25 protein-coding genes are annotated in these 26,114 nt (G+C 40.5%); 10 read left to right on the top strand and 15 right to left on the bottom strand.

All coding sequences use genetic code 11. The features are described from left to right. Positions 1-136 precede the first annotated feature (136 nt). Positions 137-1,426 (bottom strand): phosphoribosylamine--glycine ligase, encoded by a 1,290-nt coding sequence (gene purD / locus ACUXV0_RS09375; protein ID WP_446189287.1) that lies wholly within the window; start codon positions 1,424-1,426, stop codon positions 137-139. A gap of 177 nt (positions 1,427-1,603) precedes the next feature. Between purD and ACUXV0_RS09380 the strand changes: the two genes are divergently transcribed. The 4 genes from ACUXV0_RS09380 (at position 1,604) to ACUXV0_RS09395 (ending at position 8,982) form a co-directional block, all read left to right on the top strand. Continuing rightward, complete coding sequence (locus ACUXV0_RS09380; protein WP_446189288.1) at positions 1,604-2,956, top strand: FGGY family carbohydrate kinase; 1,353 nt, start codon at positions 1,604-1,606, stop codon at positions 2,954-2,956. 84 nt (positions 2,957-3,040) lie between these two features. Then, positions 3,041-5,350, top strand: coding sequence for a PSD1 and planctomycete cytochrome C domain-containing protein (locus tag ACUXV0_RS09385; protein WP_446189289.1), 2,310 nt, complete (start codon positions 3,041-3,043; stop codon positions 5,348-5,350). A gap of 12 nt (positions 5,351-5,362) precedes the next feature. Continuing rightward, entirely contained in the window at positions 5,363-6,820 is a 1,458-nt protein-coding gene (locus tag ACUXV0_RS09390; RefSeq protein WP_446189290.1) for a DUF1501 domain-containing protein, read from the top strand. 65 nt (positions 6,821-6,885) lie between these two features. Then, on the top strand, positions 6,886-8,982 hold the full coding sequence (locus tag ACUXV0_RS09395; protein ID WP_446189291.1) for a c-type cytochrome domain-containing protein: 2,097 nt from the start codon (positions 6,886-6,888) through the stop codon (positions 8,980-8,982). Between the two features lie 61 nt (positions 8,983-9,043). Here the strand turns inward: ACUXV0_RS09395 and ACUXV0_RS09400 are convergent, their stop codons facing one another. Further along, positions 9,044-9,583, bottom strand: a complete 540-nt coding sequence (locus tag ACUXV0_RS09400; protein WP_446189292.1) for a hypothetical protein — start codon at positions 9,581-9,583, stop codon at positions 9,044-9,046. 152 nt (positions 9,584-9,735) lie between these two features. On the opposite strand from ACUXV0_RS09400, the gene ACUXV0_RS09405 reads away from it, so the two are divergent. Both ACUXV0_RS09405 and ACUXV0_RS09410 read left to right on the top strand, forming a co-directional pair. Continuing rightward, a complete protein-coding gene (locus ACUXV0_RS09405) occupies positions 9,736-10,800 on the top strand; it encodes a phosphotransferase enzyme family protein (RefSeq protein WP_446189293.1) in 1,065 nt (354 codons plus the stop codon). Positions 10,801-10,855: 55 nt separating this feature from the next. After that, positions 10,856-11,602 (top strand): hypothetical protein, encoded by a 747-nt coding sequence (locus tag ACUXV0_RS09410; RefSeq protein WP_446189294.1) that lies wholly within the window; start codon positions 10,856-10,858, stop codon positions 11,600-11,602. A 19-nt stretch (positions 11,603-11,621) separates the two neighbouring features. Here the strand turns inward: ACUXV0_RS09410 and ACUXV0_RS09415 are convergent, their stop codons facing one another. The 8 genes from ACUXV0_RS09415 to ACUXV0_RS09450 form a co-directional block, all read right to left on the bottom strand. Then, positions 11,622-12,722, bottom strand: coding sequence for a glycerate kinase (locus tag ACUXV0_RS09415; protein ID WP_446189295.1), 1,101 nt, complete (start codon positions 12,720-12,722; stop codon positions 11,622-11,624). A gap of 174 nt (positions 12,723-12,896) precedes the next feature. Continuing rightward, positions 12,897-13,412 (bottom strand): phosphoheptose isomerase, encoded by a 516-nt coding sequence (locus ACUXV0_RS09420; protein WP_446189296.1) that lies wholly within the window; start codon positions 13,410-13,412, stop codon positions 12,897-12,899. A 148-nt stretch (positions 13,413-13,560) separates the two neighbouring features. Next, positions 13,561-13,905, bottom strand: a complete 345-nt coding sequence (locus ACUXV0_RS09425; protein WP_446189297.1) for a n-acetylglutamate synthase — start codon at positions 13,903-13,905, stop codon at positions 13,561-13,563. A gap of 7 nt (positions 13,906-13,912) precedes the next feature. After that, the gene (locus tag ACUXV0_RS09430) at positions 13,913-15,331 is read right to left on the bottom strand and encodes a GH32 C-terminal domain-containing protein (protein WP_446189298.1); all 1,419 of its coding nucleotides are present in this window, start codon (positions 15,329-15,331) and stop codon (positions 13,913-13,915) included. Positions 15,332-15,335: 4 nt separating this feature from the next. Next, the gene (locus ACUXV0_RS09435) at positions 15,336-16,646 is read right to left on the bottom strand and encodes an acetylxylan esterase (protein ID WP_446189299.1); all 1,311 of its coding nucleotides are present in this window, start codon (positions 16,644-16,646) and stop codon (positions 15,336-15,338) included. A gap of 79 nt (positions 16,647-16,725) precedes the next feature. Next, positions 16,726-17,211 carry a GyrI-like domain-containing protein gene (locus ACUXV0_RS09440; protein ID WP_446189300.1) on the bottom strand — a complete coding sequence of 162 codons (486 nt, stop codon included), beginning with the start codon at positions 17,209-17,211 and terminating at the stop codon, positions 16,726-16,728. Position 17,212: 1 nt separating this feature from the next. Continuing rightward, the gene (locus ACUXV0_RS09445) at positions 17,213-17,659 is read right to left on the bottom strand and encodes an N-acetyltransferase family protein (protein WP_446189301.1); all 447 of its coding nucleotides are present in this window, start codon (positions 17,657-17,659) and stop codon (positions 17,213-17,215) included. Positions 17,660-17,661: 2 nt separating this feature from the next. Then, a complete protein-coding gene (locus tag ACUXV0_RS09450) occupies positions 17,662-19,260 on the bottom strand; it encodes an MFS transporter (RefSeq protein WP_446189302.1) in 1,599 nt (532 codons plus the stop codon). Between the two features lie 274 nt (positions 19,261-19,534). On the opposite strand from ACUXV0_RS09450, the gene ACUXV0_RS09455 reads away from it, so the two are divergent. From ACUXV0_RS09455 to ACUXV0_RS09465, 3 genes are all read left to right on the top strand, one after another. Then, the gene (locus ACUXV0_RS09455) at positions 19,535-20,056 is read left to right on the top strand and encodes a hypothetical protein (RefSeq protein WP_446189303.1); all 522 of its coding nucleotides are present in this window, start codon (positions 19,535-19,537) and stop codon (positions 20,054-20,056) included. A 161-nt stretch (positions 20,057-20,217) separates the two neighbouring features. After that, a complete protein-coding gene (locus ACUXV0_RS09460) occupies positions 20,218-21,096 on the top strand; it encodes a LuxR C-terminal-related transcriptional regulator (RefSeq protein WP_446189304.1) in 879 nt (292 codons plus the stop codon). A gap of 193 nt (positions 21,097-21,289) precedes the next feature. Then, positions 21,290-21,727 (top strand): 3-coathanger stack domain-containing protein, encoded by a 438-nt coding sequence (locus ACUXV0_RS09465; protein WP_446189305.1) that lies wholly within the window; start codon positions 21,290-21,292, stop codon positions 21,725-21,727. A 155-nt stretch (positions 21,728-21,882) separates the two neighbouring features. Here the strand turns inward: ACUXV0_RS09465 and ACUXV0_RS09470 are convergent, their stop codons facing one another. From ACUXV0_RS09470 to ACUXV0_RS09490, 5 genes are all read right to left on the bottom strand, one after another. Next, positions 21,883-22,740 (bottom strand): VOC family protein, encoded by an 858-nt coding sequence (locus tag ACUXV0_RS09470; protein WP_446189306.1) that lies wholly within the window; start codon positions 22,738-22,740, stop codon positions 21,883-21,885. 15 nt (positions 22,741-22,755) lie between these two features. Further along, positions 22,756-23,148: a DoxX family protein gene (locus ACUXV0_RS09475; protein WP_446189307.1), complete on the bottom strand. Its 393-nt coding sequence runs from the start codon at positions 23,146-23,148 to the stop codon at positions 22,756-22,758. A 159-nt stretch (positions 23,149-23,307) separates the two neighbouring features. Further along, positions 23,308-23,748, bottom strand: coding sequence for a VOC family protein (locus ACUXV0_RS09480; protein WP_446189308.1), 441 nt, complete (start codon positions 23,746-23,748; stop codon positions 23,308-23,310). 32 nt (positions 23,749-23,780) lie between these two features. Then, positions 23,781-24,191 (bottom strand): SRPBCC family protein, encoded by a 411-nt coding sequence (locus ACUXV0_RS09485; protein ID WP_446189309.1) that lies wholly within the window; start codon positions 24,189-24,191, stop codon positions 23,781-23,783. 110 nt (positions 24,192-24,301) lie between these two features. Beyond that, complete coding sequence (locus ACUXV0_RS09490; protein WP_446189310.1) at positions 24,302-25,000, bottom strand: hypothetical protein; 699 nt, start codon at positions 24,998-25,000, stop codon at positions 24,302-24,304. Positions 25,001-25,092: 92 nt separating this feature from the next. Between ACUXV0_RS09490 and ACUXV0_RS09495 the strand changes: the two genes are divergently transcribed. Further along, positions 25,093-26,061: a GlxA family transcriptional regulator gene (locus ACUXV0_RS09495; protein WP_446189311.1), complete on the top strand. Its 969-nt coding sequence runs from the start codon at positions 25,093-25,095 to the stop codon at positions 26,059-26,061. Positions 26,062-26,114: the final 53 nt, after the last annotated feature.

Here is a 26,114-nt window from a genome sequence, read left to right on the forward strand (position 1 = left end):
TCATTATAGAAGGATCGTTAAACCGTACCTCGCTTGTCTTCGCTACCTGCTTCTTCGTCATTTCTAAGACACTGTGCAGAGGTACTTACTCATTTCAATAGAGCACCTAATATTAAAGGCTCAAATCAAAATTAAATTATTTTTGGATTAAAGCCAGTAAATCCTGACCTATATCCTTTCTATAATATTTCCCTTTGTATTTCACTTTCCGTGCCATACTCTGAGATTTTTTGACAGCAGCATTGAGGGTTTTGGCCATACCTGTTAAGGCCATTACTCTACCGCCATTAGTGACTACCTCTTCTCCTTGAATTGCCGTACCGGCATGAAAAATCAGTTTGTCCTTATCTGCTTCAGGAATGTCCATCACATCCCCTTTTTTATATGCTTCCGGGTATCCACCGGCCACTACCACAGATGTCACGGCAGTTTTAGGTGTCACTTTTAGCTTTACTTTATCGAGCTTTCCATCAGCAGCAGCTTTAAATAATCGAACTGCGTCAGTCTGAATTCTTGGGAAAACCACCTGCGTTTCAGGGTCACCCATTCGTACGTTATACTCGATCACCTTAGGCTCACCATCCTGATTCATGAGACCTATAAATATAAAACCAACGTAATGGATACCTTCTTTCTGTAAGCCTTCTAAAGTAGGTTTTACAACCTGTTCTTCCACCTTTGAGAGAAAGGCCTCATCTGCAAAAGGTACCGGAGACACAGCTCCCATTCCGCCTGTGTTCAGTCCTGTATCTGCTTCGCCAATTCTTTTATAGTCTTTGGCCTCCGGCAAAATCACATAATTTTTACCATCAGTCAAAACAAAAACTGAAAGCTCAATACCACTCAAAAACTGCTCAATCAAAACCTTTGAACTGGCATCGCCAAACTTAGCTTCAGCCAACATCTCATGAAGTGATTGCTTGGCCTCAGCGGCATCTTCGGTGATGATAACCCCCTTACCGGCAGCCAAGCCATCAGCTTTTAACACGTACGGTCCTTTATTCTGCTCAATATAACTTTTACCTTCTTCCAAGGTATCCTTGGTAAAAGTCTTTGAAAAAGCAGTAGGCACACCGTGCTTCATCATAAAGTCTTTTGAGAAGTCTTTACTACCCTCCAGCTGAGCCCCTGCTGCATCTGGCCCTACTATTCTGATCTTTTTCAATTGCTTATCTGCTTTGAAAAAATCAACAATACCAGCTACTAATGGAGCCTCAGGCCCCACGATCACCATATCAATTTTCTCTTCCAACACCAATGCCTTGATCCCTTCAAAATCAGTCACTGAAAGGTCTACATTGAGTGCTATTTCATCAGTTCCAGCATTCCCGGGAGCCACAAAAAGCTTGCTGCATTGTTTAGATTGGGCAAGTTTCCAGGTTAATGTGTGTTCTCTTCCGCCGGAACCAATAATCAGAATATTCATAGAGTTTTGTTAGATTTCACAGAAAGTGGGCAAAGATCGTTAAGATTGTACTTTATAAGAAGTTTATAGACGAATTTCTATTTGTTCCACAAAGAACGATCACATTTGAATCTTTTTGATTTGAATCAAAGGACGAAGAGTGTTATTTTGTTCACAGATATAAAACTACTCCTCTCAATGAAAAATGCCTGTCTGGTTTTTGATGTTTTACACCACTTCAAATACGTGACGGTTTTTGATGAGAACTTCTCCATTCTCTACTCTAAGAAAGAGAAAAAAACATACAGCAGTGATGAAGACGGAGTAGAGTGTGAAGATCTCCCTGGACTAATCCAATGGATTAAAGAAGAAATAGAGACACATAAAAACGCTTCAAAATACAAGCTCAAGGCAGTCAATTTTACCTCGTATGTTGGGGCTATGGTGCATTTGGACGGTAATCACCAGCTCATTATGCCCGTTTATGATATCCGAAGAAACCTTGGATACAAAATCACCAAAAGTATTGAAAAAGCCCTGGAACCTTACCCAAATTGGAAAACAGACCTGCAGGTTACCGAGTATAGTTTTCAGACGGTGGGCTTTCAGCTGTTATGGTTGAAAAACACAAAACCAGAACTCTTTGCAAAAGCAAAAAAGAGTTTATCTCTCGCACAGTATTTTCAAAGTATATTCACCGGTGAATACTTTCACGATTACAGTACAGTTGGCTGTCATTCAGCATGCTGGAGTTTTGATCAAAACGATTACCATCAATGGATAAATGATCAAGGCTTTCATTCTTTTAAACTACCGGTAAAAGAGTCTACCTCATTCATAGAGAAAGACGGCATCGCGTATGGGTCTGGTCTTTATTCTAAAATTGCAGAGCTTCAAAGTTTCAAATCCATTGAAAGCGACCAATTCATCTTTCTGAGTACCGGTGGCTGGACGGCCTGTCTGAATCCTTTCAATAACAGAACGGCATCTTTAAGCGAGTTGCCTAATAATAGCTTCAGCATTCTTAATAGAGAAGGTAAACCCGTAAGAATGGCTCGGCTGTTCAGTGGCAATGAACATGCAAGACAGGTTCAGCACCTTTCCAGACATTTCCATCAGACGCCAGAACATTGTCTTCAGATAAAGTTTGACCGAGCCATTGTTAAAAAACTTCGTCAAACCGTTAGCCAGGTTCGCCCGGAGGGGACTGAACTCGGGGCCATGTTTGACAGCCCTTTTATGGAAAGAAACCTCAATCTTTTCAGCTGTATAGAGGAAGCCTACCACCAGTTCATCATGGATCTGGTAGCTCAGCAAATTGCCTCCATCCGACTGACGATTGATCATCAGATCAACCGAAAAATTTACGTAGAAGGTGGACTAGCCAAAAACAGCGTATTCATGAATCTGCTCTCTGAAGCTTTCTATGACAAAACCATTTACAAGGTCAATTTCAGGAATACGGCCTCTATTGGGGCTGCATTAGCAATCAAAGAAGCCTGGACGACAGAAAGCTTTTCAGCAGAGACTTTAGAGCTTGCGGCGATATAATCTACCGAATGGTCGCTTTTGAATAGGTGAAGGGTCAAAAATGTATTAATTTAAAATACATTTTCATTGACCTATTGACCACCTATGACAAAACGTAAACTACTGACAGCCTTGGCTGTTAGCTCCTTCTTTATTAGCATTACGTTTTATGCCTGTAACTCTGAGAGCTCACAGAAGAACTCAGACCTTGTGGATTATAATTTCCAGATCAGGCCTATTCTATCTGATCGCTGTTTTCAATGTCACGGACCCGATGCCAACAAACGCGAGGCAGACTTGCGTCTAGACACTCCCGAAGGTGCCTATGCGGCTTTAAAGGAAAACCCAGAAGCCCATGCCTTGGTGAAAGGTAAACCTCAGCTTTCAGAAGCCTTCTTACGTATGACCACTTCAGACAGTACGCTAAGGATGCCTCCAATTGAGTCAAACCTGAAACTGACTGAAGAGGAAATCAATCTCATTAAAAAGTGGATTGATCAAGGAGCTGAATATAAGCCGCATTGGGCTTTCATTGCTCCGCAAAAAAATGATCTGCCAGAAGCTGATGAAGATTGGGTTAAAAATGAAATAGATCATTTTGCCTATGCTAAAATGAGAGCTCAGGGCCTCAATCCCAATGAAGAGGCCAGCAAAGAGGCTTTACTCAAAAGAGTTACACTTGACCTTACCGGGCTTCTTCCTACTCTGGAAGAACAAGATGCTTTCATAAATGATGAAAGTGAAGACGCCTATGAGAAAGTAGTAGACCGACTTTTGAAGAGTAAACACTACGGAGAAAAAATGGCCCTGCCATGGCTAGACCTGGCCAGATATGCCGACTCACATGGCTACCAGGATGATGGTTTGAGAACTATGTGGCCCTGGCGAGATTGGGTGATTCATGCATTTAATGAAAACTATAGCTACCAAAAGTTTGTCACCTGGCAGCTGGCTGGTGACCAAATTAAAAACTCAAATAAGGAGAGTCTCCTTGCTACGGGCTTTAACAGAAATCATAAGATTACCCAAGAGGGGGGTGTTATAGACGAAGAGTATAGAATAGAATACGTTACAGATAGAACCAATACTTTTGGAAAAGGGCTTTTAGCTTTGACTTTTGAGTGTGCCCACTGTCATGATCATAAGTATGATCCTATATCTCAAAAGGACTATTACAGCACTTTTGCCTTTTTCAATCAGGTACCTGAAAAAGGGCTTTTTGGAACCATAGATGCTTCTTTTGCAGACCCTCCGAATATGAAAATTACAGATGAGGATGTACAAAGCATATTGAAGTTTGTCAATAAGAAAGACAGTGCAGATATGGCGGTCATGGTCATGAAAGATTCCTCTATTACCCGACCGACCTATCTTCTTGAAAGAGGTAATTATGATGCCCATGGAGAAGCCGTTGGTTTCGCTCTACCAGAGAGTATTATGGCTTTTGACACATCAAAATATCCCAAAAACAGATTGGGCTTAAGCCAATGGCTTTTTGATCAAGAAAATCCTCTGACAGCACGAGTATTTGTCAACAGACTATGGGAACAATTCTACGGACAGGGAATTGTAAAAACTACCGGAGATTTCGGAATGCAGGGGGACTTACCTACTCACCCTGAATTACTTGACTGGCTGGCGGTAGACTTCATGGAAAATGACTGGGATATCAAGGCTATGGTTAAGAAAATGGTGATGTCTGCTACATACCGACAGTCCTCTGATATCACAGAAAAGCACCTAAAAACTGACCCCGAGAACCTTTGGCTGGCCAGAACCTCCAGAATTAGAGTGGCTGCCGAACATGTGCGTGATGTGGTGCTACACAGCAGCGGATTGCTCAATCTAGAGATTGGTGGCCCAAGTGTAAAACCATATCAACCAGAGGGTATTTGGGAAGTGGCTACATCGGGAAGAGGGCTTCTGGCAAAATACGTTCAGGATCATGGCGAAGACCTTTACAGAAGAGGGATGTATGTCTTTATCAAAAGGACTGTACCTCCACCTTCGATGCTGATTTTTGACGCCAGCAACAGGGATCAATGTGAGGTGAGACGTTTGAGAACCAATACACCACTACAAGCTCTGAGCATGCTCAATGATCCTACAGTTCAGGAGGCCTCCAGAGTATTGGCTGAAAAGCTAGTAACTCAGAAAAACGACGTAGAAAATAAGCTAGACCTTGCTTTTAGAAAGATTATTTGCCGAACTCCTAAATCAGATGAATTAGAGGTATTGCTTGATTATTACGAGCAAGAGCGAAAGTATTTTAAAGAAAATCCAGACAAAGCAAAAGCTCTCTTAAATATTGGAGAGTACAAAGCTGTAAGTGCTAGGCCCGTATCAGAAACCGCCGCAATGATGCATACCATACAACTGATTTATAACCTTGAAGAAGCTTTAATGAGAATTTAACACCAGATAGTTATGAGTAAAGAATTTCTGGAACATCGACTAAATATTAACCGTCGTCACTTTTTAGCCAAAACAGCCGTGGGGCTGGGAGGAGCAGCTTTAGGATCATTAATGATACCTGAACTTTTCAAAGGTGGCGGTGACACTGCCGGTGACGCTCTGCCTACGGGTATTTCGCATTTTGCACCGAAAGCAAAGCGTATCATTTACCTTTTCCAAAACGGTGCACCAAGTCAGCTGGAGTCTTTTGACTATAAGCCTACCCTAAGTAAAATGCATGGGCAAGATTTGCCGGCCTCTATCAGAGGTAATCAGCGATTGACGGGGATGACTAGTGGGCAGGATAGGTTTCCATTAGTTGGCTCAAAATTTAAGTTTAATCAATACGGTGCTAATGGCACCTGGATTAGTGAGCTTTTCCCTCATACCGCAAAAGTGGTGGATGATCTGTGTATTATAAAGTCAATGCACACAGAGGCTATAAATCATGACCCTGCTTTAACTTTTATGCAGACTGGAGCACAGGTAGGAAACAGACCAAGTATGGGTGCCTGGCTTAGTTATGGGCTAGGCAGCGAAAACGAGAACCTTCCGGCTTTCTGTGTATTACTTTCCCGAGGTAGAGGTAATGGCCAGGGAGTTTACTCCAAACTCTGGACCAATGGTTTTTTAGATTCTACCCACCAGGGTGTTACGTTTAGTAGTGGAGATGATCCTATTCTTTACCTCAATGACCCCGAAGCTTTGGATAAAAAACAGAGAAGAAGGATGCTCGATAAAATGGCCGAGCTTAATCATATGGGTTTTGAACAGAACCAAGACCCTGAAGTTCTGGCTAAAATTCAGCAATATGAAATGGCGTACAGAATGCAAACTGCTGTGCCTGAGCTAACAGACATCACAAAAGAACCAGATTCTATCATTAAAATGTATGGTCCTGACTGTCTGGTACCAGGAAGCTATGCCGCCAATGTACTGCTGGCCAGAAAGCTTTCTGAATCCGGAGTGCGTTTTGTGCAACTCTATCATCAGGGCTGGGATCAGCACGATAACCTGCCAGATCAGATGCCACTACAAGCAGAAGAGACAGACAGAGCTTCAGCTGCTTTAATCACCGACCTTAAGCAAAGAGGTTTACTCGATGAAACCCTAGTCATTTGGGGAGGGGAGTTTGGGCGAACGAACTATTGTCAAGGAAAACTTACGCCTGATAATTATGGCAGAGACCACCACCCAAGAGCGTACAGTATCTGGATGGCCGGGGGAGGTGTAAAGCCAGGGGTAGTCTATGGTGAAACCGATGAGTTTGGTTATAATATTGTAAAAGACCCTGTACATGTGAATGATTTCCATGCCAGTATTTTACATCTGATGGGTCTCGATCACGAAAAATTGACTTATAAACATCTCGGGCGTAGATATCGACTCACTGATGTGGCCGGAAAAGTAATTCCGGGAATTATGGCATAAAGCCTCGGACCTATTGAAAGTAAAGACCACTAGTATAGTATTCCATGAATCAATGGCGTAAAATATTGGAGTACCTGTTAATTTTCCTGACAGGGCTCCTTCTCATCTTATTGATTTTTCAAAACTCATTTGAAATTCCAAATCTATTAAAGCCACTGGGTAGAATGCACCCCCTTGTGCTACATTTACCTATTGGCGTCTTCTTCATATGCTGCCTGGCTTTGATATTTAGAAAAGAATTTCCTGACGAGCTATTTTCCAGAGTTTTTGGTATTCTCACTATCCTCAATGCGTTTTTTGGAGTACTGACAGCACTTTTGGGGCTGTTTCTGAGCATAGAACCCGGATATGATGCGGATGCCCTTTACTGGCATAAATGGTGGGGAGCGGCATTTGCCATTGAGGCTACCTTGCTTTACTTTTTTCATAACAGATTTAGTAATTCCAGACTCATTCTATCCGCCGGCTTGACCTTTGTTATACTTTTAATAACCGGACACTTAGGTGCCGAGATAACCCATGGTGAAAATTTCCTTTTTGAAAGCTGGGCAAAAGAGGAAGAAGAAAGCTTTGATGCCAATAAACCAGTATATACCGCTGCAGTTTTGCCAATTTTGGAGAGCAAATGTTTTGCTTGTCATAATGATCAAAAACAGAAAGGCCGGTTAAACATGAGTAGTATTGAGCTGATGCTCAAAGGAGGCAAAAACGGTCCTCTCTGGGTAGCAGGTGATGCCATAAATAGTCATTTGACAGAACGCATTAAGCTGCCAATGGAAGAGAAAAAACATATGCCACCCAAAGGTAAACCTCAGCTCTCTACTGATGAGATCGCGATATTGGTTAATTGGATACAGGAAGGAGCTGACACCAGTAAAACCACTTTAGAATTGCCAGAGAAAAGTGAGTTAAGGGCTGCGGTAGAAAAGAAGTATTTTTCTGAAAAGGAAAAATCATATGACTTTACAGCGGCAGACGAATCTGTAATAGCAGAGGTTAGTTCGCCTTTTCTAAAAATTGAGCCTTTGGCTTTAAACAGTCCGGCCTTGAGGGCTTCGTTTTTTGTGCGTCAGAAGTTTGAGAATGACAAGCTTCAGCAATTGGGTCAATTGGCGGAGCAAATCGTTTCTTTAAATCTTAACAAGATGCCCGTAACTGATGAAGATCTGGCAAATCTCTCCAAGTTCAAAAACTTAGAAAGCCTATATCTCAATCAAACAGATATCACAGGTGAAGGACTCAAAAACCTCCAAGGCTTGGAAAACTTGAACCATCTTAGCTTAGCTGGTTGCAAGCTGGAGACCAGCTCCATTGATATATTGAAAGAGCTTTCTTTTTTAACCGATTTGTACGTTTGGGACACCGGAATCCCGGCTGAAAAATGGCACTCAGAATTTCAAGGTGTTAATATCCACACGGGGTATGAAGCTGATCCAAATGAGATCATTAAACTAAATACTCCTTTGGTAGAGAACAAGAATAAGGTCTTAAAGAATGGTGAAAAAGTAGTTCTGAAACATACTCTACCGAATGTCAAAATTGTTTACACCACAGATTATACTGAACCAGATACCCTAAGTGGTAATGTTTATCAAGAGCCTATTGTCTTTAAAGATCACGGGCATATAAAAGCTAGAGCCGTCAAAGATGGCTGGTTGGCAAGTGATCTGGTTAGTTTTTCATTCTTCAGCTCTGTTTATAAGGCCCTGTCTTCTAAACTATTAACACAGACCAATAAGCAATATCCTGGCAAAGGAGCTCAAACGGTCATTGACCAAAAAGCAGGTGATATCGATAATTTCAAAGATGGCAGTTGGTTAGGTTTTAAGGAGAATAATGCTGAGATTTTGATTGAACCCGGATCAGAGGCCAAGGGGCTAACATTCTCTTACTTAATAGATGCCGGAAGCTACATTATGCCACCTGTTTCGGTGGAATTATGGGGAGGGAATGCTCCGGAGTCATTGCAAAAAATAGCAAGAAAAACGCCGGATCAACTCAGTGGTTACGTCACAAAGAAAGCTGAAGGCATCAGCTTCGAATTTGAGAAGGACTACAAATACCTGAAAATAATTGCAAAGCCGATTAGAAAGTTACCAAACTGGCACAGAGGTAGAGGAGACAAGGGCTGGGTATTTACAGATGAGATTTACTTATGGTAAAAAAGCGGTATAGGAGCTCTAAAACTCCTATACCGCCTTTGGTTTTTCGTCTTGAAAAGTTTTATGAATTAGGGCTCATTTCTGAGATCGGAATTCTGTTCACATAATTCCAGAAGGCTGAAACGTTCACTATTTTCCATTGACCTTCTACCTTCTCCATGAGCCTTACTTCTTTAGAATGTAAAAAGTATTCCTGGCTTCGGTCACTATTGTATTGGTCCCAGGTGAGGTGAGCCGCCTCGTCACCATAGAATTTTACCCGAAGATTTTTACGTAATACTACCGGGTGACTAGAGCCTGGCTCCTCCGGCTCAGAGGGGTTTTCTTTGATGTATTTCCCGAGATTTTTCTCGATACTCTCCCAGCCCACAGAAGCATCAAAAGTGCCGTCTGAATTGCTCCAGGCTTGATAAGAGTACTCCGTGTGGGTGAATTTGTCTTGCCAGCAGTCGTAGTCACGCCGGAAGAAACACTCGGTTTCTTCTTCAATGACATCCATAATCGCCGCTTTTTCGGCTTCTTCATCAAAGGACGAAGTACAAGATAAGCACAGAAAGAGACAGCCGGCTGCTAAAGTCAGTTTGTTGATATGTGTTTTCATAAGTGAAAGTATTTATTGGTGAAAAGTTTGAAATAATTGCCGGTGTCATGCAGATTATGAATTCCTTTTCAACACATATCTTATGCTTATATTACGAATAAATTCTGACAATTAGACACATTTAATACAATTTTTTCTTTGAATATCACCATATGAATTTAAAGCCAATTCTTTCTCATTGGATAACTACAGATTCAATCCTTAAAATTGAGGAGTTTGGCTCTGGTTTGATTCACAAAACATACCGAGTGAAGACGCTTAATGGTGGTCAATTCATCTTACAGGAAATCAATACAACGGTATTCAAAAAGCCGGAGATCATGTCTGAAAATATAAGGATGGTTTCAGAATACTTATCGCAAAATGCTCCTGACTATATTTTCCCATCAATTATTACTACCAAGGATAAGAATGCTTTTTTAGAGAAAGAAAATAAGTGCTGGAGGCTAAGTAGATTCATCACGAATTCATATTCTTTAGATACGCTATCAAAGCCTGAACAAGCTTACCAAGCAGCAGCAGCCTTTGGCAAATTAAGTAGGCATCTGGAGCATATAGATCTATCGCCTTTCAAAGAAACCATTGACCGCTTTCATAACCTCGGTTTTAGGTTTCAAGAATTCACAAATGCTCTTGAGAATACGACCAAAGAAAGAAAACTAAAAGCAGAACTGCTCATTCAGTTCTATTTTCAACAAAAAGGTATTCTCGAAACCTTTAAGTCTATTCAAAGTAAAAAAATCGGCATCCCCCTCCGCATTCAGCATCATGATACTAAAGTAAATAATGCTCTTTTTGATAAGTATAGTCAAAAAGCAATAACTGTTTGCGACCTGGACACACTTATGCCTGGCTATTTTATTTCTGATCTCGGAGATATGGTGAGGACTTATACCTCCTCTGAGGATGAAAACAGTAAGAATTGGAGCCAAATAAAAGTGAGAGAAGACTACCTCAAAGCTCTGATAGAAGGTTACTTATCTGAAATGGAACAAGTACTAACTCCGGAAGAAAAAGGTCTTATCCCGTATGCCGGTTCATTTATGATTTACATGCAAGGTTTAAGGTTTTTAACTGACTTTCTGAATGGAGACCAATACTATCCCGTCTCTCACTCGCTTCAAAATTTTGACCGGGCTAAAAATCAAAAATTATTACTTGAAGACTATCAAAACAGATTTTCAAGTTCGTTTTTCGAGTCTTTTATAAGTCAATAATCAGCTTTAAATCAAGCACCAATTATTTATCTTTATCTCATAAATATTCAACCTTATGAAAAGTATTCTTGGCTTCTGTTTTTTCCTTTTAAGCACACTGTGCTTTGGGCAAACTCTCGATGGTTCATGGCGTGTAACTGCCATCAATGATCAACCCATTGAAAACGAAGAAACCGTTATGATTTATCAGGAAGGCTATTTCGTTTTTGCGAGCAAAGAAAAGGAGACAAATCACTTTTTAGGTACCGGAGGAGGTACTTACTCCATCGTTAACGGCACTTATACAGAAACCTTTGATTTTCATACCTATGACCCTGAAAAAGTGAGTCAGACTATCCCTTGTGAATTAAATTTTTTGGATGATAATCGTTTATTGTTCTCCTACAAAACTGAACATGGAACTCGTAAGGAAACATGGAAGAGAATAAGCGACGAAGAAAATGACCTAAATGGCACTTGGGTTATCACAGGTAGAAAAAGGGAAGGTGAATTAAGAAATATGACTCCGGGTGATCGCAGAACCATCAAAATTTTAGGCGGTGGCCGATTTCAATGGATAGCCTTCAATAGCATAACCGCCGAACTTAGTGGAACTGGTGGAGGAGTTTACACGGCCGTGGATGGAAAATATGTAGAGAAAATCGAATTCTTCAGTCGCGATGATAGTCGTGTTGGAGCTGAATTATCGTTTGACTACGAGGTCTTCAATGACGAATGGCACCATTCCGGTTTAAGTTCTAAAGGTGCCCCCATCTATGAAATTTGGTCTGATTACCAGCAAGCCTATCTCAACAGACAATAGGGTTCTCTTCTGATTAGACTTATAAAAGAGCCTGAACTCTTTTCTTAATCAACTTTGAGGCGTTTTCTATGGCCTCTTTTACGTTTGTCTCATCATCTACGAGAGACACCACTTGCTGAATACCCATTTCCAGCAATTGGCTCTGGTTTAATTCATTTTTACCGCAAATAGCCTTTACCGGTACTCCTATTTTCTTTCCTAACTCAGCAACCCCGGCAATTAACTTCCCGGATAGTGTTTGAGCATCTAATTTACCTTCTCCGGTGATTACCAAATCCGAACTAATTAGATGATTCTCTAAATCTATAATTTTAAAGATTGTTTGCGTTCCGGGCAGTATTTCAGCATCAAAGAAGGTTTTCATGCCTGCAGGCACACCACCGGCTGCACCAGCACCCTTAAAGCTATGAACTTCTTTACCTAATTGAGATTGAACTACCTCCGCAAAGTTCTGAAGACCTCCATCTAATCGGTTTACCATTTCAGTGTCAGCTCCTTTTTGCGGAGCATAAATAAAGGCAGCACCGTTTGGCCCAAATAACGGATTATCTATATCACAAACCACCTTCATTTTAAACTCCAAAGGAGAGTCCGGCAGTTTTAATGACCTGATTTCAGATAAAGATTCTCCGCCAGCTAGAAGCTCATTGCCCTCAGCATCCAGAAACTTAAAGCCACAAGCCTGCCCGATGCCTATACCAGCATCATTGGTGGCCGAGCCACCTACAAAAAGATAAACCTCCGTACAGCCATTCTTTACGGCATGCTTAATCTGCTGACCTGTCCCGTAAGTTGTCGCTAATTCCGGATCTCGCTGGCTCTCCTTCACCAAATGTAATCCACTGGCAGAGGCCATTTCTATGTAGGCGGTTTCTTCTTTTCTAAGGTACATACCCGTGGTAGTACGCCAGAGAGGATCTTTCACGAACTGCTTAACCTCCTCAGCCCCCAAAACAGTATTGATAGCCTCAAGAGAACCTTCCCCCCCGTCTGCTAAAGGCACTTTCACTAAATCTACATCCGGTAATTTTTCAAGAATTGAGCTTTCCAGGCTTTCGCAAATTTCTTTGGCAGATAATGAGCCTTTGAATGAGTCTGGGGCAAGTACGATTTTTTTCATCTATGATTTGGAGAATTGCTTGAGCAGCACAAAAACAATCGAATTGATAATAGTGGTTCACTAATACCGGCGTACACCGTGAAATATTTTATGCACAAAAAAAAGCCAACCGATAAAATCAACTGGCTTTTAACACATTTTACCAAGATTCACCTTTGGTTAATATGCTCTTATTTATCTTCCGAAATCGTCCTGGACTCTGACGATATCGTCTTCATCAGAAGGATTGTTCTTATCTACATGCTGCCAGATTTCTGCTACTATACCATAGCCATCTGTTCCTACCAAACGATGTCTTTCACCACATTTTAGATTCACTATATCTCCTATGGCCAAGGTCTGTAAGTCTGTTTGTTCATCAGTATCAGAAATTACCACTCCGGCCACACCGCCTATAAGCTTCCATATTTCTGCTCTGCGGTGGTGGTATTGCCAACTCAGGCGTTGGTCTGGTGCTACCACAAGAATTTTAGGACTGAGTTTCTCAAAACCTGCAAAGTCTTCAAGAGAGAGATGAGGAAAGAATTCCTTTATAAAAGCCGGTGCCTGACTTTCGTCTAACACAAAAAAACCTCCCCAAGGTCGATTATGATCTGTGGCCACCACATTGAATTTTTTGCCATCTAAAAATGACTGAACTCCAGAGAAAACTGTACTCCTTTCTTCTTGTCTTCCAAAATCTAAGCTCATTCTTAATTCTGTTGTTTGGTTTGTAGGAATAAATCAAATTTCAAACCAAGAAGCTCATTCAGAAAGCGTTCTCAGTTCTAAAGGCGAAAATAGCTAGTTTTTGAGCTAATTGGCCCGTTTTTACATAGGTTAATTTATTGAGTGGTTCTTATGCTAATTCTTCAAGAATACTCTCTCCGGAAGATTTATCTCCACTGGTCCATTGCCATTTCTCATGAAGTCTGATTCGGCCATCGGGTAGTATTTCAGGAGTAGAATGACAGATACCCGTCATAAATTCCCCTTTAGTATTGATCTGCTGGTAACGCATATCCAGCTCTCCTTTATCATTGACTTTAGCAATTAGACTACCTTTAATTATTTCACCTCCGCTATATTCAGAAGTAACAATACCACCCGCCTGCTGATATATAAATATCGTTTCAGCCGAAGTTTCTCCATTTTCTGTATTTTGAATGGGTCGAAATCGTCGGTTGTTATAATTGATCTTCATTGTGCTATCACTCTAAAATAACCTCTACCTCTCGTTGAGTAGGGAAAATTTGTTGAGTCATCACGTGGGCACCATTATTAACAAATAACTCAATCACCGACTCATCCATATACAAATCCAAATTTTCAAACTCTCCAATTTCCATCGTATCTATACTCGGGAATGAAGAGTTGAAATCAACTTTTCCACTTTTAGTCCTATCAAATTTTAAGACGCCATTCTCCACAATGATACTTGTGTACACTTCGTCTGATTGCTGGAGTTTCAATTTAAAAGGAGTTTGCAGATCGCTCAATTGTACATGAAATACAGGCTCGTCAAAACTCGCTTTTGAAGTTTCTTTGGATAAAATCACCGTCTCTATTTGCTCAGAAACAATTGGCTTGCTCATTAATGTATAGCTTCCATTTATATTCTTAACCCATACCTCTCTAGGGAAAGAAAATCCGCCTCTAAACCCACTTGTGGGAGTATCATTGGCATAGGCCCAATTGGTTGTCCATCCCATAATTATTGGTTTCTCATGAGTCTTCGGAAGAGAATTAAATGGTATAGCAGCGTAAAAATCTTTACCCGCATCTACCTGTAGAACTTCCGACTGCGTTTGAGGACTAAATGTTTTACCATCAAAATCACCAATGAAGTATTGCATGCCTATGTAGCCCGGTGTTTTATGTCCGGATGAAATTAGTAAAGCCCACTTGGTTTCATCAGAACCTTCAATTGGCACCTCAAAAAGCGATGGGCACTCCCATATTTTAGTCGTATCTCCCTGTTTCCCAAACTCACTTAATAAAGACCATTCTTTAAGGTCATTGGACTCATAAAACTGTACCAAGTACTCCTGAGGTTTAACTACTGACATCAGCCAGCTCTCTCTTTGCTCGTTCCAAATTACATTGGGATCACGGAAATCTCTCATCCCTAGATCAAGAACCGGGTTCTTTTCGTAATGTGTCCAGGTACGCCCTTTATCTGTACTGTAGGCTATACTCTGGTATTGCCCTCTCCCCTGACCGCTGCTATCTACATGAACAGTAAAAATAGCGACCATACCTTTGGTAAAACCCTCATCAAAAAATCCGGAGGTGTTTGCACTATCTATCACTGCCGAGCCACTAAAAATCATTGAAGTAGAACCATCTCCATTGTCAAATTCCGGAATGGCAATTGGGAGATGTTCCCAGTTCATCAAATCTTCACTCACCGCGTGTCCCCAACTCATATGCCCCCATTTATCTCCAAAAGGGTTATGTTGATAAAATAAATGATATTCTCCATCGAGATAAACCATTCCGTTCGGATCATTCGTCCAATTTTGTGGGGGAGTGAAATGATGCTGTGGACGGTATGATACTTCCTCAGTTTCTTTTTGACAAGCCATCAAAATGGCCATAAATGGTAATAGGTAAAGTAATTTGTTCATCAACTTATTTATTTGAGGTTTTGCCTTTCAATTGCTTCATCATCCAGGCTCTTTGTTTCTTCATTTGCTCAGGGTATACCCAGTGAGCTGAGTTTAGTGCCAGATACTTCTCTTTTGGAGCTTTGATGCTATTATAGGCTGCGTAAATAGATGTTGGAGGCACCACATTATCATTAAAACCAAATGAGAACCATACAGGGGCAATAATATGACGAGCAAAATTCACGGCATCGTAGTAAGAAATAGTCTCTAAAATCTGCTCGTGGGCACCTTCCTCCCATTTTGCTTTTTCTTTTAAATAATGAGGCCAGCCACCGGCTCGTCCTTCCAGATAGCCAGTCATATCACACATAGCGGGGTGAACAGGTGCTACAGCCGTTACTCGCTCATCTAAACCTGCGGTAACAAGGCTTAAAGCCCCACCTTGTGAACTACCCATCACACCCAAATTCTTTCCATCCCACTGTGGAAGAGAGCACAGGAAATCATTGGCTTTCACACAGCCCAGGTAGACTCTTTTGTAGAAAAATTGCTCTTTATCGTGTACGCCGTTATTCCAATAATGATTATTCCAACCAGCCAATAGGTCATCGTAATTCTTCTGAGGCATTGTCACCGAAATCCCATGAATTCCTATCTCAAGGCTAATCACTCCATCTTCTGCAAACTGCACATCTCCGTAATATGGTCTAATTCCCGCCCCGGGCACCTTCAATACGGCCGGGTACTTTCCTTGCTTTTTTGGTATGCTAAGAATTCCGTACAGGCGAGCTCCGGGCTTCCAGTTCTGCAGACTGACTTCGTAAACATTGACCTTTTCTGTACACCTTTCTGGCAGTAAGACCATCTTGGTATCCATAGGCAGCTTACGGTTTTCAGCAATTGCCTTTGACCAGTAAGACTGAAAATCATAAGGTTCTTTCACAGTGGCCATTATGCTATCTGGAGCAAAGCCGGCCGTAGCCATTGCGGAATACATTTCTCCTTCAATTTTGGCCGATACCTCACAGCGTAAAAAGCCAGGTTTGCTCATCGAACCACCTCTTAACAACACCGAGCCATTCTCCAAAAAAACATCCTGCTCTACCTCAAAAGGCATCTGCTCCTCACCTATTGAATAGTGAACAGTAGTATTTTTGAGAGGTACTTTGTTCTTAAGAACAGTTACCAGAAACTCCGCTTCTTCATTCAGCTGATAAGTCCAGTTTGGCTTATTGGGTGAAACGATAATCTCTACCAAACGCTCATGAGGAGGCGGCTGGGCAATAGAAACGAATTGGGAAAGGAGAAAAAGAATAAAAAAAGACCTTCTCATTGAATTTAGTTGGGGTTCAAAACTCAGCGAAAATAGGAATTATTCTTCTTGAACTTGGGATTGACCTAAAGGAAGTCCTTTAAGCTTTTTTTATCGGTATGTAAATGTCCTCTTCAGACATTGGATTAGCTCTATCGTATTTTGCTCCAAGTACCTCAAAATGAGGTCGACTATCTAAAACATAGCCTGATTTAGGCAACCATTGACTTAATATATAACCTATGGACTCCATAAAACCTTGAGGAGTATTTCCAACATGCGTAAAAACAGCGTAGTCCCCGGAAGGCAAATTGAACGTTTGCATTCTATCGGGTACATTTTCAAAGTCTAATACCTCTACCAAAGCCCATTTTTCAAAGGTAGTTGAAGGTATAATATCGGTCATGACCATACCTTCATCAGCTTTCTGTAAAGAGTAAAAGTCAGTACCTATTCTGTTTTTAATCTCATTTCTTCTTGGCATAAACTGCCCCCAAAGAGCCCCGGGATTATGGTTTTGAAAAGTCATAGGCATCATCATGCCCACCATCTTTTTTTCATCCAAACTGATTATTCTTGCTTCCATATTATAATACTAAATCACAAGTTTCTTCTACGTTAGAAATCTCGGCACCCAGTTTACGATAAAACTCTTTGGCTGGCTCATTCCAATGAGAAACCATCCATTTCACCTTATAACAGCCCTGAGCCCTAGCCAAATCTATCACTTTCTGGATCAGCTGAGAACCGAGCCCCTTCCCTCTGCATTCCGGTTTTAGGTACAAGTCGTCCAGGTGAAGTGCTTTACCACTCCAGGTATGGTAAGCTTCATAATGGGTAACATAACCCACCAACTTCTTCGCATCATTTTCTACGACAAATCCTTTGAGAAGATCGGCTTCATCTTGCATTCTACCTAAGGAGTTTTTTAGGGCCTCAGGTCTTTTTTCAAACTCAGTAAATTCCTTAAATAAAGCAAAGAGCGACTCAAGGTCGCTCTTTGTGATTTCTCGTATATGATATTCTAAATTCATACTTAATGACCACTTTTACCGGCCGACTTCGCCACTTCGGCGTCAAAGTCAATACCTTGTTTTCTCAAGGTACGCTGTGCTACAATACCGAACAAGAATAAGTATGCAAAACAAGCTGCTGCCAGAATATAAGAAGTCTGAATACCTGCAATATCAGAGAACTTACCCTGAATCACCGGCAAAATGGACCCACCTAGAATCATCATAATCAGCAAGGCCGAACCTTGGTTGGTAAACTTACCCAAACCAGCAGTACCTAAAGAGAAGATACTTGGCCATAGGATTGAACAGAAAAGACCACCCGAGATTAAACTAAACAAGGCTACTTTACCTTCCGTCAATACTCCGATCATTGTCATTAATGCACCTAGGGCGGTAAAAATTAACAGAATCAAAACCGGCTTTTCTTTGCTGGCTATAAACGCCAAAACCATTACAACCACACAGAACGCATATGGGTAAAGATCACTCACATCTCCACTATATAGTGAATTAGCAAATAAAACGATGCCAAAGGCACCGAATGGAACCACCCATGTCAGGATCTTCTTCCAAATCGGAGAAGGATTAAAGGCCGGCATGGCCGCAGTCCATCTACCTATCATCATGGAACCCCAGAAAAGCGAAACGTATTTTGAAATTTGAGAAGAATCCAGGTTTTCTGTGGCTTGCAGGTATTCTCCAAGATTTGAACCTACGGTAACTTCTACACCTACATAGACAAAAATACCAGCCATCCCCAGTAGGGCTTGCGGGTAGTCAAATACTGTTTTTTCTTCTCCCGTCAATGGTCCGGCCTTAAGCCCTCTAAACATGGCGTAAATAAGGAATAGCACCATGATAAAGAAACATGTGATAATAGCCGTTTCTATGCTGGCCACTAATGAAGTGATCACAAAAACCGCAATCAAAAATAGAGGTCCAAGAAGAATGGAGTTATTTACTTCTACCTCTTCGTCGTTTTTAACGCGAGGCAGTTTAGATACCCAGAAAAATACTGCTACTATCACGAAAAGTGCTCCTAAAATCAAGTAAGGGATTTTCACATCCTGAATCGAAGCGTTTGCTGCAGCGTCTGCCGAAATAGAACCGAAAATAGCATAACTAACCAATGCTGGACCGATGGTACCACCAAAGTTATTGACCGCTCCTCCCATATTAATTCTCAAAGCACCTGTTTCCGGTGGTCCAAGGGCAATCATAAATGGCTGAGTGGCGGTTTGTTGTAAGCTAAAACCTAAACCTACTATAAACAGACCTCCTAAGAGCATCCCGTAGGACTGCGTTTCTGCAGCAGGATAAAACAGAATAGTACCCACAGCCGAAAGGGCAAGGCCTATGATGATACCGTTTTTGTAACCAATTTTATTAAGGATATCTGTTTTTGTGAACTTGGAGAACACCAGGTAAAGCCATGAACCTACAAAATAGGCAGCATAGAAGGCAAAATCTACCAACTGAGCCTGGGTTTGCGATAGCTCAAATTTCTCTTTGAATAGTGGAATAAGGATACCGTTAGACGCCGCTACGAAACTCCAGAAAAACCACACGGTCATCAGCGTATATAACGCCGACATATTTGTTGATTTCTTTTCAGACATTTGGTTAAGGTTAATATGATTCTTAATGCACAGCAAATTAAGAATCTATTTTTAAAATTTTTTAAAAACTACAGAAAGAATTTTAGAAACTCTTAAATGTCTGAATTTGGCGTCTATTTATGGAAGCAGGTTAGCTATTTACTTTGTACACCAACTATGAATCATTATTTACACAAAAGAAGACTGCTAATAGCACACTTATTTCCAAAAAGAAATTTCTATGTTCATACAGCCCTTCACTTCAAATCTGCATTCAATTAAAAACAAGAAAATTATGAAGTTACTGATTCCAGCCTTGCTCCTACTACTAAATGCATGTGTAACCGGCGAAGTCATCCCACATGAAACGGGAAATGAGTCAAATTCGGTATACTACGAAAATGCCAAATTGGAAATTAATAAAGAAACGGACTTTGGAACCCAGGACCGTTTCAAAATACGAGAGGGGAAAAAGCTGGTCTTTGTACACTTTTATAAATATGAAGACAATCCTCAAATAGCAGATGACGAGTTTCAGTCTATTATGGCATTCGAATTGCCAGCAGATTTTGAGTCTGGCACATATCTCGATAATGAAATTCTAGAACTTGATCCGTTCTATGGATATTCTTGTTATTGTGTCCCTGTTAACGAATATAAAGGCGCAGAGGGCTCTTTAGAAATAACAAAACTCTCAGCTGGTCAATATAGCATTAAAGCAGACTTCGATTTCCTATACGACTTTGACAATGGCACAACTCAAACTGAAATCAGATGGGATGTGAAGTTCGATGAGACGTTTATTGAAAAGAAATGAAGGCCAACATTGAGCCTCCAATAGGCAAAATCTGAGAAGAATTAGTCGTATAGCTAGGTTATCATTGTAAACAAGTCGTGAGTCGACTAATTTAGATAACTAACCGAAAAGCAAAAGAATTATCTTCGCTGATAACTAGATTGCTCTGCATCGCCTAATAAATGAACGCCACGATACTCATTGGAGGTTATTTGGGTTTAATTTTTTTCTTGTGTATCACACAAGTATTTATTTACCTGCTCTATAATAAGAAGTCCTCTCTCTATTATTTCTTTTATACACTTTCTTGTGCAATCGGCCTTTTATTAGAACCAGGATTTGAGGAGCAACAACTGTTTAGCATTCCATTTTCCAGAGAAATTAACTTGCTGGCTCATGTAGCTGTGCCATGGTTCGGTGCTTTGTTTGCCATTAATTACCTGGCAGTTCAACATAAAAAACAACATTACATTTTCTTTACTACCCTACTAAGTGCAGCCCTTATTCTGTACGGTTTTCATTATCCTCAAAACGAACCCTTCACTTACTTTTTACTTGCCGGAGATATCATTGCCATCTTGATATTGGGCTTTTACTTTGTTCATTCTATTATCCATTATTCCCATACAACCTCGAAATTCTTTATCGGTGGTTTTAGCTTCTCATTCCTTTTTTCATTCGACTACTTTTTTCTTGAAAAGCTGAATATCCCATTTCTTCATACAACTGAATTCACCCTGATGCTCGCTGGTGTTTTAGAGGCTATCTTCACAACCTTTGCCATATTCTACACTATCAAGAATGAAAATGCTACGGGAGAAACAGTAAACTATTCTCTTCCAAAAAAAGCCCTGAACAGAAATATTTCTGAGCTGAAAAATCAATACCAATTGTCAGAAAGAGAACTGGAAGTACTTGACCAGATTTTGCTTGGCAAAAGCAATTCTGATATAGGCGAATCTTTGTTTATTTCTCTGCACACAGTGAAATATCACTCAAAAAACCTATACGCCAAACTAGAAGTAAAAAACAGAAATGAGCTTTTTCAGCGATTCTTATAATTCGCCGAAAACCTAAAAAATAGGCCATTTTAAAGGATTCAAGGCTTTACTATACCAAAGTATAGGTTCGTTTATACCAAAGTATAGCCCCTCAGAAGGCATAATTGGCTTCCTTTGTCTAAACCCAAAAAGTAAAATGACTTCTGCTTTCCAGAGACTTGTACTATTAGTCTCGGTCAATTTATTTTTTACCATGAAAAGTAAGGCTCAGGTTGATAGTGACACCACAGTCAAGATAACTGATAGAGTTCACCGATTTGACGAAGAAATTCTATCTCTCATGGCGAGAAATAAGACCGGCTCTACCATTCCTTCAGGAGCAATGCTCGTGAATGGATTGTTGCAAAATGCCATCAACGTACCTGAAAGAAATTCAGAGTTAACGACTGAATTCAAAAGCCCTTCAAATTTATCCTCTCCTAATCTTCCTTGTCCAGACAGTTTGATTGTAACAACATTGGAGAAAATGGAATTCGAGACAGCAGACTATTTAAGCTCGAATGTTTCTGTCACAAAGCAAACCACCTATAGTTCAGAAGGAGCCGTTGATTTGGAACCTGGATTTGACTCGGGCTATAATGAATACTTTGAGGCAAAAATTGAAGGCTGTTCAATGGTAAGCCTGGAATAGTCATCACCTACATAGAGAAAAAAAAGAACTGAAAAATATTAAAGATCCATCTTAAGTTAAGGCTAAATCTCACAACTTTTAACTTCACTTATTCTTACTTGAAAAGTCCTTTATTTTATCCTGTTGTACTACAGGTGAGGCATCCACTTAAACCTTTATTCCGCCGCTTTCTCCAAGTCTGCAATGATGAGTTTTTTCATAGGCATCATGGCGTCGAAAACACGTTTGGTTTGTTCGGGATTTCCAGAGCTGATCAATTCCATAAATCGTTTAGGAACGATTTGCCAGGTTACACCAAACGGATCTTTCAGCCAGCCGCATTGAACTTCTTCACCTCCATTGGCTGTGAGCTTTTCCCAGAAATAATCAGTTTCTTTCTGATCTTCAGTTGAAACTAAAATTGATATGCCTTCATTGAAATCAAACTGATGTACTCCGGGGCCATCCATAGCTATGAATTGAAATCCATCAATCTCTGACCTTGAAAAAAGAACATGACCTTCTGTATTGCCCTGGCCTGGTCCATAATGAGACATTTCTAAGCTTCGACCCTTGTTAAATACTGAGGTATAAAGCTTTACTGCATCGGCCGCCTTTCCATTTTTTTCGTTAACAAAGAGCAAACTCGGAGTAATTTTTTGATTGGTATTCCCCTCTGCCCGAAGGTTTAACTGCCACGAGACCCCAAACCGATCTTCAAGAAATGCATAACGGGCCGTCCATGGATATGAATCCAGCGGCATCATCACCATTCCATCCTCCTTGAGTTTCTCAAATTTTTCATCAATCTCCTCTACCGAATCACACTCTACATAAAATGAAATGGACGCGTTTGGCTTAAACATGGGGCCACCATTTATCCCCATCAAATAATAGCCATCCAGCTCAAAAGTGACTGCGGTTTGAGATTCATTGATAATAATGGAATTCTCAAAAAGCGAGCAATAGAACTTTGCAGCTTCTGAACCGTTATGGTTAAACCATATGGCCGGGTAGATTTTCGGTGATTTCATTTCCTAATTACAAATTTAGCCGATTAAGGGAAATATTGACCGCAGTTTTTCATTTCTAAGCCACAGCCCACCCCAAAGCAGCACCCCGATATATACCGGAAAAAGCAAGTGACTAAAAAGTGGATTATCAACCCTCAAATGTGTAGCGATGGCTCCACCAAGATATCCTGTCAATAAAACGGCTCCCAGCACTGAGGTTTTGGGTATAACATAAAGCAGGGTGGCGATCAGTAAAATTACACCCATTATAAAAATATGATCCTCCTGATAGCCAAGTTCATTTACCGTGGTGGTAATAACCTCCTCTGGCTTCATGAATTTCATCACGATATCCATTACTAAAAAGAGTACCACAAAACCGCTCATAATGCGGCCTACCCATAGCTTTGTTTTAGATTTGTTTTCCATTTTGGTTTGGTTGATTGGCCCTTCAGCAAGCTCAGGAACCGGTTATTTATAAATTGTGGAATTGGAAATCGCAGAAAACCAATTCAAAGTTCATCATTCATCATTAATTGTTCATACCTCCTGGTTCATCGTTCATAGTTCATCGTTAACCATTAACAGTTAACCCTTCTTTTCAGAGCAATTAAACATCCACTGCACCCCAAATTTATCTGTACAGCTTCCGTAATAATCGCCCCAGAACATATCTGCCAGCTCCATAGTGACTACCCCGCCTTCTGAAAGTGCCGTAAATAATCTCAATGTTTCTGCACGTGTATCTGGCATTAAATTGATATGCATATTATTTCCTGTGTTTACCGTAAAACCCATAAACTCAGGAGCATCAGAACCCATTAGTTTAAAACCGCCTGTTATCGGTAGCTCTACATGCATTACACCATTTTTTTGTTCTTCAGTGAGCTCGGGCATACCTTCCTGCGGAGGCATATCTCCAAACCGACTCACAGGGCCTACAAAATCAGAATTAAATACTCCTTTATAGAAGTTAAACGCCTGCTCTGTAGTGTCTTTGAAATTTAAATAAATACTTACTGATGCCATCTTTTTGTTGGTTATGGGTTGAATGTGATCTCTTAATTCTTTTCTGAATACTTCTTAAAATTGTTCAAAATAGCCTGCCAGCCTTGTTGCTGCATTTCCACTGGATTCTCCTGCTCCGGGTCAAACAAGGTGGTCACTTTGGTCTGATCCCCATTTGCCTCAAAAGTAGTAACCGCCACACGGCCGTCTTCCATAGTATATTGGATTCGCTCATTGACTAGCACTTCATCATAAACAGTATTGAAATCAAAGCCAAAACTGCCGTCTTTTGCCTCCATTCTGGCAGAATACTTACCTCCTGGTTTTAAATCTACGCTGGCAGATGGGCAGCACCAGTCGTCACTGGCGAAGTTCCAGTTGACGATATGCTCCGGCCCGTTCCAGTATTCCCATACTTTAGCTACAGGAGCCTTTACCTCAGCCTCTATTTTTATTTTTTGCATCTCTGTTTCTTGAATTAATTTTTACAAATCTCAGATTAAATATCCGAAAAAAATACACGCATATACGACTTCATAAGGGGTGTTTTGCGACAAGAATTGACTACCAGTTTTTATATCTGTGCATTTCGTTTAGTAAAATCTAAAACGCTATCTTTCAAATCATTGTCTTCGAGTATTAAATCCAACATATAAAGGCAGTAACTAACAAACCTTGATACTTCTGACTCAAAATCTAGTACTGAACTGGAATTATAAAAGTTAGTGTAGAATGAACTCCAGCCAATATGCTCATATTTAGAAAGGATAGTCCACTCATGATATGATCTTAAGAATATTTCAACATTTGGGCTGGACTCAAGAAGAAGTTTTACGAGATTCTTTTTAGAAGTTGGACTGTAGTCTTTCGAATTCAAATCTGGATATTCATCAAAAATCCTTTCTAATTCTTGAAGATCGCTAGGGTTATTAATTTTCAAATCCACTCGATATTCTTTACACAATTCTTGAAACTGCCTATTATGAGCAATTTCTTCTTTTAGAAGTCGTAATATTCTTCTATTAATAGAATCCTCATCTGTACCTAGGTACACTGAACTAATTTCAAAAAAATCAGTCAATATATTCCTGTAAAGTAGCCTTAAGGCTAAGTCATTCTCTGAGACTCCGTTTTCAACTAAAAATAAAAGACTTTTAAGTTTGTCCGACACTCTCGAGACAATCAAATATTGGAAGAAAGGATTAGGGATGTCTACAATTGAAAACTCTCTGAATAGAAATTTTTTATTTAAAAAATCAATAATATCGAGCATCAAGGACTTTAATTTATCAAGACGATTTTGTCGCATTTGGAACCTTTGAGATATATTGCGACAATATACCAGAAGGAAATTTAAAATCACCAATGCATATTACCGTTTTTGTACCCGAGCAGGCCGTCATAGAAGCCATTTCACCACCTTACCGACTTTTTACTTCGGCAAATCAGTTTCTGCAATGGCAGGGGAAAGAACCGCTTTTTGAGGTCGAATTCGTTGGTTTGACAAAATCGGTAGCAGCTCAGGATGGTGAATATGAAATCAAAACACATAAGACCATTGACCAGGTCAAAAAGACCGACCTTGTAATTTTGCCGGCCCTTTACGGAGATGTGGCAATGGCTCTGGAGAAAAACAAACCGGCCCTTGACTGGCTTAAATCAATGTACCGCAATGGCTCAGAAATAGCTTCTCTTTGCATAGGTGCCTTCCTTTTGGCAGAAACCGGACTGGCCAATGGCAAAAAATGCTCTACCCACTGGGCTTACTATGACCAGTTTAGAGCCATGTACCCGCAGGTAGAAGTACTTGATGGCACCATCATCTCTGATGAAGACGGCGTATACAGCAGTGGCGGTGCTAATTCCATCTGGAACTTACTCCTTTACCTGCTTGAAAAATATACCGACAGAAACACGGCCATCACAGCGGCCAAGTTTTTTGCAATTGATATTGACCGTTTTGACCAGGGCTATTTTACCATTTTCAATGCCCAGAAAAATCATAAAGACCCTGAAATTCTCAAAGCTCAGGAACTCATTGAGAGCAAATTCAATGAAAAAGTGACCGTTGATGAGCTGGCCGATTATATCGCTGTCAACCGCCGGACTTTTGAACGTCGTTTTAAAAACGCCACTAATAATACGGTAGTCGAATACCTTCAGCGGGTTCGCGTAGAGGCTGCCAAAAGGCAGTTTGAAGCCAGCCGAAAAAACGTGAATGAGGTGATGTATGAGGTAGGCTACTCTGATAACAAGGCCTTCAGAGAAGTGTTTAGAAAAATTACCGGCATTACTCCTGTGGAGTATAGAAGTAAGTATGCGAAGGTGGTGTAGTCTCGACTTCGCTAGACTTGACAGCACTCCACTAGACTGGTCATAAATTGTTT

Source organism: Jiulongibacter sp. NS-SX5, from assembly GCF_052828545.1.